This is a genomic window from Enterobacter oligotrophicus, from assembly GCF_009176645.1.
Lineage (GTDB): Bacteria > Pseudomonadota > Gammaproteobacteria > Enterobacterales > Enterobacteriaceae > Enterobacter > Enterobacter oligotrophicus.
The window spans coordinates 2959020-2972964 of the sequence record NZ_AP019007.1; the positions used below are offsets into that span (position 1 = coordinate 2959020).

A 13945-nucleotide genomic window follows, 5' to 3' on the forward strand; every position below is an offset into this window, starting at 1 on the left:
TTATGCCGATTCAGGTTCTACCGCCGCAGCTTGCGAACCAAATCGCCGCCGGTGAAGTGGTGGAACGCCCTGCGTCGGTAGTAAAGGAGCTGGTGGAAAACAGCCTTGATGCGGGCGCGACCCGCATTGATATTGATATCGAACGCGGTGGCGCAAAGCTCATTCGCATTCGTGACAACGGCTGTGGCATCAAAAAAGACGAGCTGGCGTTAGCGCTGGCGCGTCATGCGACCAGTAAAATTGCCTCGCTTGACGATCTGGAAGCAATCATCAGCCTCGGCTTTCGCGGTGAGGCGCTGGCCAGTATCAGTTCCGTTTCCCGTTTGACGCTCACCTCCCGCACCGCTGAACAGCAGGAAGCCTGGCAAGCCTATGCTGAAGGGCGCGACATGGACGTCACGGTTAAACCCGCGGCACACCCTGTCGGCACCACGCTGGAAGTGCTGGATCTGTTCTACAACACGCCTGCCCGACGCAAGTTTATGCGCACCGAGAAGACCGAGTTTGGTCATATCGATGAGATTATCCGCCGCATCGCGCTGGCGCGTTTTGACGTCACCATCAACCTCAGCCATAACGGCAAGGTGATGCGCCAGTATCGTGCGGTGGCAGAAGGGGGGCAGAAAGAGCGTCGCCTGGGAGCTATCTGCGGGACGCCGTTCCTGGAGAAAGCGCTGGCTATTGAGTGGCAGCATGGTGATTTGGCGCTGCGCGGTTGGGTTGCCGATCCCCACGCAGGCAGTTCTGCGTTCGCGGAGATCCAGTATTGCTATGTCAATGGCCGTATGATGCGCGATCGGTTAATCAACCATGCAATCCGCCAGGCTTGTGAAGATAAGCTCGGCGCTGACCAGCAGCCTGCGTTTGTGCTCTATCTTGAGATTGACCCGCATCAGGTTGATGTGAACGTCCACCCAGCCAAACATGAGGTGCGTTTCCATCAGTCGCGTCTGGTACATGATTTTATTTATCAGGGCGTAGTGAGCGTTTTGCAGCAGCAGGCGGAACCGGCCCTGCCGCTGGAAAAGGTAGAGTCAACGCTTCGTCCGTTGCCGGAAAACCGGGTGGCGGCGGGGCGTAACCATTTCGCTGAACCTGCCGCCGCGCGCGAACCGGCAGCGCCACGATTTGGATCGGCAGGAAGTGCGCCGCGTCCAACCGGTGCGAACTACCCGAACGCTCAGCCGGGCTATCAAAAGCAGCAAGGAGCGTTGTACCGCAAGTTGCTGGACACCCCGGCGGTGGAGCGTAAAGAACCTATTTCAGTACCCGCTCCCGCGCTGGACGGGCACCACCAAAGTTTTGGCCGGGTATTGACCATTATTGCTCCGGATATGGCCTTGCTCGAACGCGAGGGCACGCTGCTGCTGTTGGCGCTGTCGGTGGCGGAACGCTGGCTTAAACAAGCCCAGCTTACGCCTGGGGACAACGCGGCCTGTGCGCAGCCGTTGCTGATCCCTGTTCGCCTGAAAATATCCGCACAAGAAACAGCGGTATTGCAGCGTGCCACGCCGCTGTTGGTAGAAATGGGCATTGAATGTGTACTGGAAGCGCAGCATGTGACGATTCGCGCAGTGCCTTTACCCTTACGCCAACAAAATTTACAAAACTTGATTCCTGAACTGATAGGCTACCTGGCGCAGCAAACGTCGTTTGATGCCGCCAACACCGCGCAGTGGATCGCCCGCCATCTGGCAAGCGAACACACGCCGTGGAGTATGGCGCAGGCGATTACCGTGCTGGCAGAGGTTGAACGCCTTTGCCCGCAGTTAGTCAAAACGCCACCGGGTGGATTATTACAACCTGTTGATTTACAAACGGCGATGACCGCCCTGAAACATGATTGACGTAAGTAAGGCGAGCCTGCCTAAGGCGATTTTTTTAATGGGCCCAACGGCCTCCGGCAAAACGGCGTTAGCCATTGAGTTACGTAAAGTTTTGCCAGTAGAGTTGATTAGCGTTGATTCTGCCCTCATTTATCGGGGAATGGACATCGGCACGGCAAAGCCAGACGCAGATGAACTGCGCGCGGCACCGCACCGTTTACTGGATATTCTCGACCCGGCGCAGGCATACTCCGCAGCGGATTTCCGTCGCGATGCCTTAGCTGAAATGGCCGAGATAACGGCAGCGGGACGTATACCGCTGTTGGTTGGCGGAACCATGCTCTACTTCAAGGCGCTGCTGGAGGGGTTATCGCCTCTGCCATCTGCCGACCCGGAAGTGAGAGCAAAGATTGAACAGCAGGCGGCAGAGCAAGGCTGGGACGTTCTGCATAAGCAACTGGAAGAGGTTGACCCGGTTGCCGCAGCACGGATTCATCCAAATGATCCGCAAAGGCTTTCCCGAGCACTGGAAGTTTTTTTCATTTCGGGTAAAACTTTAACGGAACTGACGCAAACGTCAGGAGACGCTCTGCCGTATCAGGTGCATCAGTTCGCCATCGCCCCGGCGAGCCGTGAACTGCTCCATCAACGAATTGAGCAGCGTTTTCATCAGATGTTGGCTTCAGGTTTTGAAGCAGAAGTGCGGGCGCTTTTTGCCCGTGGAGATTTGCATACGGACATGCCTTCCATTCGTTGTGTGGGATATCGCCAGATGTGGTCATATCTTGAAGGTGAGATTTCATACGATGAAATGGTTTATCGAGGTGTTTGCGCCACGAGGCAGTTAGCGAAACGCCAGATAACCTGGTTACGCGGTTGGGAGGGGGTTCACTGGTTAGACAGTGAAAAACCACAACAGGCGCTAAACGAAGTCATTCAGGTTGTTGGTGATATCGCTCACTGAATGTGTACAATTAAGCCGTATCGTGCGCAATTTTTCAGAATCGCAAGGTTCTAAGTACAAAACAAGCATATAAGGAAAAGATAGAATGGCTAAGGGGCAATCTTTACAAGATCCGTTCCTGAACGCATTGCGTCGGGAACGTGTTCCAGTTTCTATTTATTTGGTGAATGGTATCAAGCTGCAAGGGCAAATTGAGTCTTTCGATCAGTTCGTGATCCTGTTGAAAAACACGGTCAGCCAGATGGTCTATAAGCACGCGATTTCTACTGTTGTTCCGTCTCGTCCGGTTTCCCATCACAGCAATAACGCTGGCGGCGGCACTGGTAGTAACTACCATCATGGCAGCAACGCGCAGGGCTCTTCTTCTCCTGCGCAGGACAGCGAAGACACCGAATAAGGTTTCTGGCTGTTATCCACACGGGGAGCCAGGAATCTGCGTTCCCCGCTGATTTTTTTTTGAGGGTTTTACGCTTGTTTGACCGTTATGATGCCGGTGAGCAGGCGGTGCTGGTACACATCTATTTTTCGCAAGACAAAGATATGGAAGACCTCCAGGAGTTTGAATCTCTGGTCTCTTCCGCCGGTGTCGAAGCAATGCAGGTGATTACCGGTAGCCGTAAAGCGCCGCACCCAAAGTATTTTGTTGGTGAAGGTAAAGCAGTAGAAATTGCGGATGCCGTAAAAGCAACCGGCGCATCAGTCGTGTTGTTTGATCATGCGCTGTCTCCGGCTCAGGAACGTAACCTGGAACGTCTTTGCGAATGCCGTGTTATCGATCGCACGGGTTTGATTTTAGATATTTTTGCTCAGCGTGCACGTACCCACGAAGGTAAGCTGCAGGTTGAGCTGGCGCAACTGCGCCATCTGGCAACGCGCCTTGTGCGTGGCTGGACCCACCTTGAAAGACAGAAAGGCGGGATTGGTTTACGCGGTCCGGGTGAAACCCAGCTCGAAACCGACCGCCGTTTGCTGCGTGGCCGTATTACCCAGATCCTCTCACGTCTGGAACGCGTTGAGAAACAGCGTGAGCAAGGGCGTCGCGCGCGTTCGAAAGCCGACATCCCGACGGTGTCGCTGGTGGGGTATACCAACGCCGGTAAATCCACCCTGTTTAATCAGATCACTGAGGCCCAGGTTTATGCCGCAGACCAGCTGTTTGCGACCCTGGACCCAACGTTGCGTCGTATTGACGTTGCGGATGTCGGTGAAACCGTGCTGGCGGATACCGTAGGGTTTATCCGCCATCTGCCGCATGACCTGGTGGCGGCGTTTAAAGCTACCCTGCAGGAGACGCGACAGGCGACCCTGCTGCTGCATGTGATTGATGCGGCAGACGTGCGTGTACAGGAGAACATCGACGCGGTAAACGTGGTGCTCGAAGAGATCGACGCCCACGAAATCCCAACCCTGTTGGTGATGAACAAAATCGATATGCTGGATGATTTTGAACCGCGTATCGACCGGGATGAAGAGAACAAACCGATTCGGGTCTGGCTTTCGGCCCAGGCCGGTATTGGTGTGCCACTGCTTTTCCAGGCTTTGACAGAACGTCTTTCCGGTGAGGTCGCTCAGCACACGCTGCGTCTGCCGCCACAGGAAGGCAGGCTGCGCAGCCGGTTTTATCAGCTTCAGGCGATAGAAAAAGAGTGGATGGAGGATGACGGCAGCGTGGGGATGCAGGTGCGTATGCCGATCGTTGACTGGCGTCGCCTCTGTAAACAAGAACCTGCGCTGGCGGACTATATCGTCTGACCAGAAAGGGGAAGCCTGAATAATTCGCCCTTGCATAACAAATATGGAGCATATACATGGCGTGGAATCAGCCCGGTAATAACGGACAAGACCGCGACCCGTGGGGAAGCAGCAATAATCAAGGCGGCAACTCTGGGGGAAATGGCAACAAAGGTGGTCGCGAGCAGGGGCCGCCGGATCTGGATGATATCTTCCGCAAACTAAGCAAAAAACTTGGTGGACTTGGCGGAGGTAAAGGTTCTGGCTCGGGTGGCAACTCCACTCAGGGGCCGCGCCCGCAAATGGGTGGCCGCGTGGTGGGCATTGTGGCCGCTGCTGTGGTAATCATCTGGGCCGCCAGCGGGTTCTACACCATTAAAGAAGCGGAACGCGGTGTGGTCACCCGTTTCGGCAAGTTCAGCCATCTGGTTGAGCCGGGCCTGAACTGGAAACCGACCTTCATTGACGACGTGACCGCAGTGAACGTGGAATCTGTCCGTGAACTGGCAGCCTCTGGCGTGATGCTGACCTCGGACGAGAACGTGGTGCGCGTTGAGATGAACGTGCAGTACCGCGTAACCGATCCTGAGCGTTATCTGTTTAGCGTGACCAGCGCTGATGACAGCCTGCGTCAGGCAACCGATAGCGCCCTGCGTGGTGTGATCGGGAAATACACCATGGACCGCATTCTGACCGAAGGTCGTACCGTTATTCGTAGCGATACCCAGCGTGAGCTGGAAGAGACCATCCGTCCATACAACATGGGTATTACCCTGCTGGACGTCAACTTCCAGGCTGCCCGTCCGCCGGAAGAGGTGAAAGCCGCATTTGACGATGCGATTGCCGCACGTGAAAACGAGCAGCAGTACATCCGCGAAGCAGAAGCCTACACCAACGAAGTTCAGCCGCGTGCTAACGGTCAGGCACAGCGTATTCTGGAAGAAGCGCGCGCGTACAAGACCCAGACCATCCTTGAAGCGCAGGGTGAAGTGGCGCGTTTCGCGAAGATCCTGCCGGAATATAAAGCCGCACCGGAAATTACCCGTGAGCGTCTCTATATCGAGACCATGGAAAAAGTGCTGAGCCACACGCGTAAAGTGCTGGTTAACGACAGCAAAGGCGGAAACCTGATGGTTCTGCCGCTGGACCAGATGCTGAAAGGCGGTTCTGCGCCTGCTGCGAAGTCGGGAAACAGTGGGGCGAATAACCTGCTGCGCCTGCCGCCAGCCTCATCGGGCAGCGCCAGCGCGAACACAACGCCTTCTTCGAACGATGGTGACATTATGGACCAACGCCGTGCTAACGCGCAGCGTAACGACTACCAGCGTCAGGGGGAATAAGGATGCGTAAGTCAGTTATTGCGATCATCATCATCGTACTGGTCGTACTTTATACCTCTATCTTTGTGGTGAAAGAGGGCGAGCGTGGCATTACCCTGCGCTTCGGTAAGGTTCTGCGTGACAGCGAAGAAAAACCGCTGGTCTATGCACCAGGCCTGCACTTCAAGATCCCACTGATTGAATCAGTGAAAACGCTCGACGCCCGTATCCAGACCATGGATAACCAGGCCGACCGTTTCGTGACCAAAGAGAAGAAAGACCTGATCGTTGATTCTTACATCAAATGGCGTATCAGTGATTTCAGTCGTTACTACCTGGCAACAGGCGGTGGTGATGTTTCTCAGGCGGAAGTGCTGCTGAAACGTAAGTTCTCTGACCGTCTGCGTTCTGAGATTGGTCGTCTGGATGTGAAAGACATCGTGACGGACTCCCGTGGTCGTCTGACCCTTGAAGTACGCGATGCGCTGAACTCCGGTTCTGCAGGTACGGAAGACGAAGTCTCGACGCCAGCTGCAGATGACGCGATTGCGAAAGCGGCTGAACGCGTTCAGGCTGAGACCAATGGCAAAGTGCCGGTGATCAACCCGAACAGTATGGCTGCACTGGGTATCGAAGTGGTGGATGTGCGTATCAAGCAGATCAACCTGCCAGCAGAAGTGTCTGAGGCGATTTACAACCGTATGCGCGCTGAGCGTGAAGCGGTAGCGCGTCGCCACCGTTCGCAGGGCCAGGAAGAGGCGGAGAAACTGCGTGCGGCAGCGGATTACGAAGTGACCAAAACGCTGGCGGAATCTGAGCGTCAGGGCCGTATCCTGCGTGGTGAAGGCGATGCCGAAGCGGCGAAACTGTTTGCGGATGCATTCAGCCAGGACCCGGACTTCTATGCCTTTATCCGTAGCCTGCGTGCTTACGAGAATAGCTTCCAGAGCAACCAGGATGTAATGGTGCTCAGCCCGGACAGCGATTTCTTCCGTTATATGAAGACGCCAGCTAACGCAACGCGATAAACTCCGATCAGTTTGAGTATTCAAACCACCGCTCTCAACGGAGCGGTGGTTTTCTTTTATAAGGATCAAAAATGAATTCAACGATCTGGCTCGCACTGGCCCTGGTTTTGGTGCTGGAAGGACTTGGCCCGATGCTTTATCCCCGTGCCTGGCGTCGAATGATCGCCACCATGAGCCAGCTGCCGGATAATATTTTGCGTCGTTTTGGTGGTGGACTTGTGGTTGCTGGCATCGTGATCTACTACATGTTGAGGAAAACGATTGGCTGATCAAAAAGTAGCCATAACTGGCATATTTTAGGGTCAAAAAGTGCTGTATATCTGAAAAAGCGATGGTAGAATCCATTTTTAAGCAAACGGTGATTTTGAAAAAATGGGTAACAACGTCGTCGTACTGGGCACCCAATGGGGTGACGAAGGTAAAGGGAAGATTGTTGATCTTCTGACTGAACGGGCTAAATATGTTGTACGCTACCAGGGCGGTCACAACGCAGGCCATACTCTCGTAATCAACGGTGAAAAAACCGTCCTCCATCTTATTCCATCAGGCATTCTTCGCGAAAACGTCACCAGCATCATCGGTAACGGTGTTGTGCTGTCTCCGGCTGCGCTGATGAAAGAGATGAAAGGTCTGGAAGACCGTGGTATCCCTGTTCGTGAGCGTCTGCTGCTCTCCGAAGCCTGCCCACTGATCCTGGATTATCATGTGGCGCTGGACGTAGCGCGTGAAAAAGCGCGTGGCGCGAAAGCGATCGGCACCACCGGTCGTGGCATCGGTCCGGCTTACGAGGATAAAGTGGCACGTCGCGGTCTGCGCGTGGGCGACCTCTTCGACAAAGCAACCTTCGCTGAAAAACTGAAAGAAGTGATGGAATATCACAACTTCCAGCTGGTGAACTTCTACAAAGCTGACGCTGTTGACTACCAGAAAGTGCTGGATGACGTCATGGCGATTGCAGACATTCTGACCGGTATGGTGGTTGATGTGTCCGATCTGCTGGACCAGGCGCGCAAGCGTGGCGATTTCGTCATGTTCGAAGGTGCGCAGGGGACGCTGCTGGACATCGACCACGGTACTTATCCATACGTAACCTCCTCTAACACCACCGCAGGTGGCGTGGCAACCGGCTCTGGCCTGGGCCCACGTTATGTGGATTACGTTCTGGGCATCATCAAAGCCTACTCCACTCGCGTGGGTGCGGGTCCTTTCCCGACCGAGCTGTTTGATGAAACCGGCGAGTTCCTGTGCAAGCAGGGTAACGAGTTTGGCGCGACCACCGGTCGTCGTCGTCGTACCGGCTGGCTGGATGCGGTTGCAGTGCGTCGTGCAGTGCAGATCAACTCCCTGTCTGGCTTCTGCCTGACCAAGCTGGACGTACTGGACGGCCTGAAAGAAGTGAAAATCTGCGTCGGCTACCGTATGCCAGATGGCCGCGAAGTGACCACCACTCCGCTGGCTGCTGACGACTGGGAAGGCATCGAGCCAATCTACGAAACCCTGCCAGGCTGGTCTGAGACCACTTTCGGCGTGAAAGAGCGTAGCGGCCTGCCGCAGGCAGCGCTGGATTACATCAAGCGCATTGAAGAACTGACTGAAGTGCCGATCGATATTATTTCTACCGGCCCGGATCGTACTGAAACGATGATCCTGCGCGACCCGTTCGACGCATAATCTTCGTGACTGCTGGCCTGCGGGGAGACCCGTAGGCCGGATAAGCGTAGCGCCATCCGGCGACCGCTCCTGGATCTCCGCTTTTTCGCCCCGTCTGTCAAATAAATTAGCCGCCAACTATCTGGCTGGTTTATCATCATTAATGAATATCTCTGCGGTTTGACCGCGTTTTCCCTTTTTTCCTGAGGTTGATGTGCAGTTAACAAGTTTCACCGATTACGGCTTACGCGCGCTGATTTACATGGCGTCGTTACCCGAAGGGCAAATGACCAGTATCTCTGAGGTGACAGAGGTCTACGGTGTGTCCCGTAATCATATGGTCAAAATAATCAATCAACTTAGCCGTGCCGGATACGTTGCTGCCGTCCGAGGGAAAAATGGTGGGATCCGTCTCGGTAAACCGGCGCAGAGTATTCGTGTTGGGGATGTGGTACGTGAACTGGAGCCGTTATCTCTGGTGAATTGCAGCAGCGAGTTCTGCCACATTACGCCCGCTTGCCGCCTGAAACAGGCGCTTTCTAAGGCCGTGCAAAGTTTTCTCATGGAACTGGATAACTACACGCTGGCCGATTTGGTTGAAGAGAATCAACCGCTTTATAAATTATTGCTGGTGGAATGAAGAAAATTTCCACCGGAGCTGACAACGGAGGAACCGATATGTCACATGATCCTTTCCAGGAACGCGAAGCCGAAAAATACGCGAATCCTATCCCCAGCCGCGAGTTCATCATTGAACACTTAACAAAACGCGAAAAACCCGCCAACCGTGAAGAACTTGCCGTTGAATTAAACATTGAAGGTGAAGAGCAAATTGAAGCCCTACGCCGCCGCCTTCGCGCGATGGAACGCGACGGGCAACTGGTCTTTACCCGCCGCCAGTGCTATGCGCTGCCAGAACGCCTCGACCTGCTGAAAGGCACCGTCATTGGTCATCGTGATGGCTTTGGCTTCCTGCGTGTGGAAGGCCGCAAAGACGATCTTTATCTTTCATCTGAACAGATGAAAATGTGCATCCACGGTGACCAGATCCTGGCGCAGCCGCTGGGGGCAGACCGTAAAGGCCGCCGTGAAGCGCGTGTTGTACGCGTACTGGTGCCAAAAACCAGCCAGATTGTTGGTCGCTACTTTACCGATGCGGGCGTGGGCTTTGTGGTGCCGGACGACAGTCGTCTGAGCTTCGACATTCTGATCCCACCGGAAGAGGTGATGGGTGCGCGCATGGGCTTTGTGGTGGTGGTGGAACTCACCCAGCGTCCAACGCGCCGCACCAAAGCGGTAGGTAAAATCGTTGAAGTGCTGGGCGATAACATGGGCACAACGATGGCCGTTGATATGGCGCTGCGCACCCATGAAATTCCGTACGTCTGGCCAAAAGCGGTTGAAGAGCAGGTTGAAGGTCTTCGCGAAGAAGTACCGGAAGAGTCCAAAGTGGGCCGCGTGGATCTGCGTGATCTGCCCCTGGTTACTATTGATGGTGAAGACGCCCGCGACTTCGATGACGCTGTGTACTGCGAGAAAAAACGCGGTGGCGGCTGGCGTCTGTGGGTGGCTATCGCTGACGTGAGTTACTACGTTCGTCCGCACACGCCGCTGGATAATGAAGCGCGCAGCCGTGGCACCTCGGTCTACTTCCCGTCTCAGGTGGTGCCGATGCTGCCGGAAGTGCTCTCCAACGGCCTGTGCTCCCTGAACCCGCAGGTTGACCGCCTCTGTATGGTCTGCGAAATGACCATCTCCAACAAAGGTCGCTTAACCGGATATAAATTCTACGAAGCGGTGATGAGCTCTCATGCGCGTCTGACCTATACCAAGGTCTGGCATATGCTGCAGGGCGACCAGGATCTGCGCGAACAGTACGCGCCGCTGGTCAAACACATCGAAGAGCTGCATAACCTCTACAAAACGCTGGATCAGGCGCGTGAAGAGCGCGGTGGGATCTCCTTTGAGAGCGAAGAGGCGAAGTTCATCTTCAACGCTGAGCGTCGCATTGAGCGTATTGAGCAGACCCAGCGTAACGATGCGCACAAGCTGATAGAAGAGTGTATGATCCTGGCGAATATCTCGGCGGCACGTTTCGTTGAGAAAGCCAAAGAGCCTGCGCTGTTCCGTATTCACGATAAACCAACTACGGAAGCCATTACCGCGTTCCGCTCTGTGCTGGCTGAACTCGGTCTGGAGCTGCCGGGGGGTAACAAACCAGAGCCGCGTGATTACGCCGAGCTGCTGGAGTCTATTGGCGATCGTCCTGACGCAGAAATGCTGCAGACGATGCTGCTGCGCTCCATGAAACAGGCGATTTACGATCCGGAAAACCGGGGTCACTTTGGTCTGGCGCTGCAGTCTTATGCGCACTTTACCTCGCCGATCCGTCGTTATCCTGACCTTTCTCTGCACCGCGCGATCAAGTATCTGCTGGCGCAGGAGCAGGGCCACAAAGGGAACACGACCGAAACCGGTGGCTACCACTATTCCATGGAAGAGATGCTGCAACTGGGCCAGCACTGTTCCATGACCGAACGCCGTGCCGATGAAGCAACCCGCGACGTGGCGGACTGGCTGAAGTGTGACTTTATGCTGGATCAGGTGGGTAACGTCTTTAAAGGCGTGATTGCCAGCGTGACCGGCTTTGGTTTCTTCGTTCGTCTGGATGAGCTGTTTATCGACGGTCTGGTGCACGTCTCCAGCCTGGATAACGACTATTACCGTTTCGACCAGGTCGGCCAGCGTCTGATTGGCGAATCCGGCGGCCAGACGTATCGTCTGGGCGATCGCGTGGAAGTGAAAGTTGAAGCCGTTAATATGGACGACCGTAAGATCGACTTCAGCCTGATTTCCAGCGAACGTGCTCCGCGTAACGTCGGCAAAACCGAGCGTGAAAGGGCGAAAAAAGGTGGAAACGGCAAAACGAGCGGTAGACGTCGTCAGGCGGGTAAAAAGGTGAACTTCGAGCCGGACAGCGCGTTCCGGGGCGAGAAGAAACAGAAGCCGAAGGCGGCGAAGAAAGAGGCTCGCTCAACGAAAAAGCCTTCCGCTAAAACACAGAAAATAGCGGCTGCAACCAAAGCGAAGCGCGCAGCCAGGAAAAAGCAGGCGGAGTAAATTCTCCCCTCACCCTGACCCTCTCCTCAAAGGGGAGAGGGGAATTATCTATTATGAGAATCATCAATGAGTGAAATGATTTACGGCATCCATGCGGTGCAGGCCCTTCTTGAGCGCGCACCGGAGCGTTTTCAGGAAGTGTTTATTCTGAAAGGGCGTGAAGATAAGCGTCTGATGCCGCTGATCCACGCGCTGGAAGCGCAGGGCGTGGTGATCCAACTGGCGAACCGTCAGTTCCTGGATGAGAAAAGTGACGGCGCGGTTCACCAGGGCATTATTGCCCGCGTGAAACCGGGCCGCCAGTATCAGGAAAACGATCTGCCGGATCTGATTGCTGAGCTGGAAAACCCGTTCTTCCTGATCCTCGATGGCGTAACCGATCCGCATAACCTCGGGGCGTGTCTGCGTAGCGCCGATGCGGCTGGCGTGCATGCGGTGATTGTGCCAAAAGATCGCTCTGCACAGCTGAACGCGACCGCGAAGAAAGTGGCCTGCGGCGCGGCGGAAAACGTTCCGCTGATCCGCGTCACCAACCTGGCGCGCACTATGCGCCTGCTGCAGGAAGAGAACATCTGGATCGTCGGGACCGCCGGTGAAGCAGATCATACCCTGTACCAGAGCAAAATGACCGGCCGTCTGGCGCTGGTGATGGGGGCAGAAGGCGAAGGCATGCGTCGTCTGACGCGCGAGCACTGCGATGAGCTGATCAGCATTCCGATGGCGGGCAGCGTGTCGTCCCTGAACGTTTCTGTGGCGACGGGTATCTGTCTGTTTGAAGCGGTGCGTCAGCGCGGGTAGCCTGTTGTGCCGGGTGGCGGCTTCGCCTTACCCGGCCTACAAAAGCACGGTACCGTAGGCCCGGTAAGCGCAGCGCCACCGGGCATTTGCCTCACTCCTCTAACGACCGTAAATGGTCATCCTTTCTCAGCGTCATCAGCGCGAAGATACTTACCACCGCCGTTGCCATCACGTAATACGCCGGAATATCCAGGTTGCCCGTCTCTTTTATCAGCCCTGTGATGATCAACCCTGCACACCCTGAGAAGATGGCGTTAGAGAGAGAATAAGCCAGCCCCAACCCTGTATAGCGCACGCGTGTCGGGAACATCTCAGACAGCATCGCCGGGCCCGGTCCTGCCAGCATCCCAACCAGACCACCCGCAATCAATACGACTACCGCTTTTACCGCCAGCGTGCTGGACTCCGCCTGCAGAATTTTCAGCAGCGGCAGGGCAAGGATCAGCAATAATGCCGTGGCGATAATCATTACCGTGCGGCGTCCGATCCTGTCGCTCAGTATTCCCGAGGGAATAATGGTCAACGCAAAGCCGATATTTGAAATTACCGCAATCAGCAGCGCCTGGTTAAATCCGGTGTGCAGCGCGGACTGCAGATAAGTCGGCATAATCACCAGGTAGGTGTAACCCGCCGCGGACCAGACCATTACCCGCCCGATCCCCATGACGATGGCTTTCAGCGTGGAAGCGGTATTGGCCTGAGCAACGACGGGTTTTTCCTGTTGATGCACAAAGCTCGGTGTCTCTTCCATGCTCACCCGCAGCCACAGCGCGACAACGCCCATGGGCAGCGCCAGGAAGAACGGAATGCGCCAGCCCCAGTCATGCAACGCCTCAGGCGTGAGCAGGGCAGAGAGCAACGCCACGACGCCTGCGCCAGCCAGCAGCCCCAGTGCCACCGTGAAGGACTGCCACGCGCCGTAGAGGCCGCGCTTGCCGCGCGGGGCAAACTCCGTCATCAGCGAGACAGCACCGCCGTACTCGCCACCCGCGAACAGCCCTTGCAGGATGCGAAGCAGGGTAATTATCAGCGGCGCAGCAATCCCGATGCTGGCATAAACCGGCACAATACCGATGGCGGCAGTCGCCAGCGTCATTAATACCAATACAATAATCAGCGTCGGTTTTCGGCCAATCCTGTCGCCGAGACGACCAAATACCACCGCGCCTAACGGGCGGAAGAAGAAGGCAATAGCAAACGAGGCGTAGGTGAGGATCAGGCTTGTCAGCCCCCCTTCTCCCTCAAGCTGGAAGAAATTCTTCGCAATGACGGTCGCCAGAAAACCGTAGACGGCGAACTCGTACCACTCGATGAAATTACCAATGGAGCCTGCAATTAATGCACGCTTGTGCGCATCCTGTTGCATAACGATCCTCACAGATAAGGGTAAGAATAAATTATTCAATAAAAGAGAGGGTATGAAATAGTTTATTCTTATGTTCTGTGAGCTATTTCACGAATGATTTCAGTGGGATTGCCACCGTGTGACTCCCCTCCCATGCAGCGTGC

Annotated in this window: 12 protein-coding genes; 11 read left to right on the forward strand and 1 reads right to left on the reverse strand. The window is 55.3% G+C overall.

Annotation, left to right across the window (positions count from 1 at the left end; all coding sequences use genetic code 11):
* Nucleotides 1-2 precede the first annotated feature (2 nt).
* The 11 genes from mutL (at nt 3) to rlmB (ending at nt 12436) form a co-directional block, all read left to right on the forward strand.
* The gene (gene mutL, locus EoCCA6_RS14220; RefSeq protein ID WP_152083195.1) at nt 3-1847 is read left to right on the forward strand and encodes a DNA mismatch repair endonuclease MutL; all 1845 of its coding nucleotides are present in this window, start codon (nt 3-5) and stop codon (nt 1845-1847) included.
* Nucleotides 1840-2790: a tRNA (adenosine(37)-N6)-dimethylallyltransferase MiaA gene (miaA, locus tag EoCCA6_RS14225; protein WP_152083196.1), complete on the forward strand. Its 951-nt coding sequence runs from the start codon at nt 1840-1842 to the stop codon at nt 2788-2790. Before mutL ends, miaA begins: the two co-directional genes overlap by 8 nt.
* 85 nt (nt 2791-2875) lie before the next feature.
* A complete protein-coding gene (gene hfq, locus EoCCA6_RS14230) occupies nt 2876-3187 on the forward strand; it encodes an RNA chaperone Hfq (RefSeq protein ID WP_152083197.1) in 312 nt (103 codons plus the stop codon).
* A 74-nt stretch (nt 3188-3261) separates the two neighbouring features.
* Nucleotides 3262-4542, forward strand: a complete 1281-nt coding sequence (gene hflX, locus EoCCA6_RS14235) for a ribosome rescue GTPase HflX (protein WP_152083198.1) — start codon at nt 3262-3264, stop codon at nt 4540-4542.
* A 56-nt stretch (nt 4543-4598) separates the two neighbouring features.
* Nucleotides 4599-5861, forward strand: a complete 1263-nt coding sequence (gene hflK / locus EoCCA6_RS14240) for an FtsH protease activity modulator HflK (protein ID WP_152083199.1) — start codon at nt 4599-4601, stop codon at nt 5859-5861.
* 2 nt (nt 5862-5863) lie between these two features.
* Nucleotides 5864-6868: a protease modulator HflC gene (gene hflC / locus EoCCA6_RS14245; RefSeq protein ID WP_152083200.1), complete on the forward strand. Its 1005-nt coding sequence runs from the start codon at nt 5864-5866 to the stop codon at nt 6866-6868.
* Nucleotides 6869-6939: 71 nt separating this feature from the next.
* Nucleotides 6940-7137 carry a DUF2065 domain-containing protein gene (locus EoCCA6_RS14250; protein WP_003855996.1) on the forward strand — a complete coding sequence of 66 codons (198 nt, stop codon included), beginning with the start codon at nt 6940-6942 and terminating at the stop codon, nt 7135-7137.
* A gap of 103 nt (nt 7138-7240) precedes the next feature.
* Nucleotides 7241-8539, forward strand: a complete 1299-nt coding sequence (locus EoCCA6_RS14255; RefSeq protein ID WP_152083201.1) for an adenylosuccinate synthase — start codon at nt 7241-7243, stop codon at nt 8537-8539.
* 193 nt (nt 8540-8732) lie between these two features.
* The gene (nsrR, locus tag EoCCA6_RS14260) at nt 8733-9158 is read left to right on the forward strand and encodes a nitric oxide-sensing transcriptional repressor NsrR (RefSeq protein WP_152083202.1); all 426 of its coding nucleotides are present in this window, start codon (nt 8733-8735) and stop codon (nt 9156-9158) included.
* A 38-nt stretch (nt 9159-9196) separates the two neighbouring features.
* Nucleotides 9197-11638: a ribonuclease R gene (gene rnr / locus EoCCA6_RS14265; RefSeq protein ID WP_152083203.1), complete on the forward strand. Its 2442-nt coding sequence runs from the start codon at nt 9197-9199 to the stop codon at nt 11636-11638.
* Between the two features lie 66 nt (nt 11639-11704).
* On the forward strand, nt 11705-12436 hold the full coding sequence (gene rlmB, locus EoCCA6_RS14270) for a 23S rRNA (guanosine(2251)-2'-O)-methyltransferase RlmB (RefSeq protein ID WP_039024652.1): 732 nt from the start codon (nt 11705-11707) through the stop codon (nt 12434-12436).
* A gap of 91 nt (nt 12437-12527) precedes the next feature.
* Here the strand turns inward: rlmB and EoCCA6_RS14275 are convergent, their stop codons facing one another.
* Nucleotides 12528-13802: an MFS transporter gene (locus EoCCA6_RS14275; RefSeq protein ID WP_152083204.1), complete on the reverse strand. Its 1275-nt coding sequence runs from the start codon at nt 13800-13802 to the stop codon at nt 12528-12530.
* Nucleotides 13803-13945 lie beyond the last annotated feature (143 nt).

Bases quoted from the DNA above. Each gene is read 5' to 3' on its own strand.
- mutL (WP_152083195.1), top strand. From the start codon at position 3: ATGCCGATTCAGGTTCTACCGCCGCAGCTTGCGAACCAAATCGCCGCC.
- miaA (WP_152083196.1), top strand. From the start codon at position 1,840: ATGATTGACGTAAGTAAGGCGAGCCTGCCTAAGGCGATTTTTTTAATG.
- hfq (WP_152083197.1), top strand. From the start codon at position 2,876: ATGGCTAAGGGGCAATCTTTACAAGATCCGTTCCTGAACGCATTGCGT.
- hflK (WP_152083199.1), top strand. From the start codon at position 4,599: ATGGCGTGGAATCAGCCCGGTAATAACGGACAAGACCGCGACCCGTGG.
- hflC (WP_152083200.1), top strand. From the start codon at position 5,864: ATGCGTAAGTCAGTTATTGCGATCATCATCATCGTACTGGTCGTACTT.
- EoCCA6_RS14250 (WP_003855996.1), top strand. From the start codon at position 6,940: ATGAATTCAACGATCTGGCTCGCACTGGCCCTGGTTTTGGTGCTGGAA.
- EoCCA6_RS14255 (WP_152083201.1), top strand. From the start codon at position 7,241: ATGGGTAACAACGTCGTCGTACTGGGCACCCAATGGGGTGACGAAGGT.
- rnr (WP_152083203.1), top strand. From the start codon at position 9,197: ATGTCACATGATCCTTTCCAGGAACGCGAAGCCGAAAAATACGCGAAT.
- rlmB (WP_039024652.1), top strand. From the start codon at position 11,705: ATGAGTGAAATGATTTACGGCATCCATGCGGTGCAGGCCCTTCTTGAG.
- EoCCA6_RS14275 (WP_152083204.1), bottom strand. From the start codon at position 13,802: ATGCAACAGGATGCGCACAAGCGTGCATTAATTGCAGGCTCCATTGGT.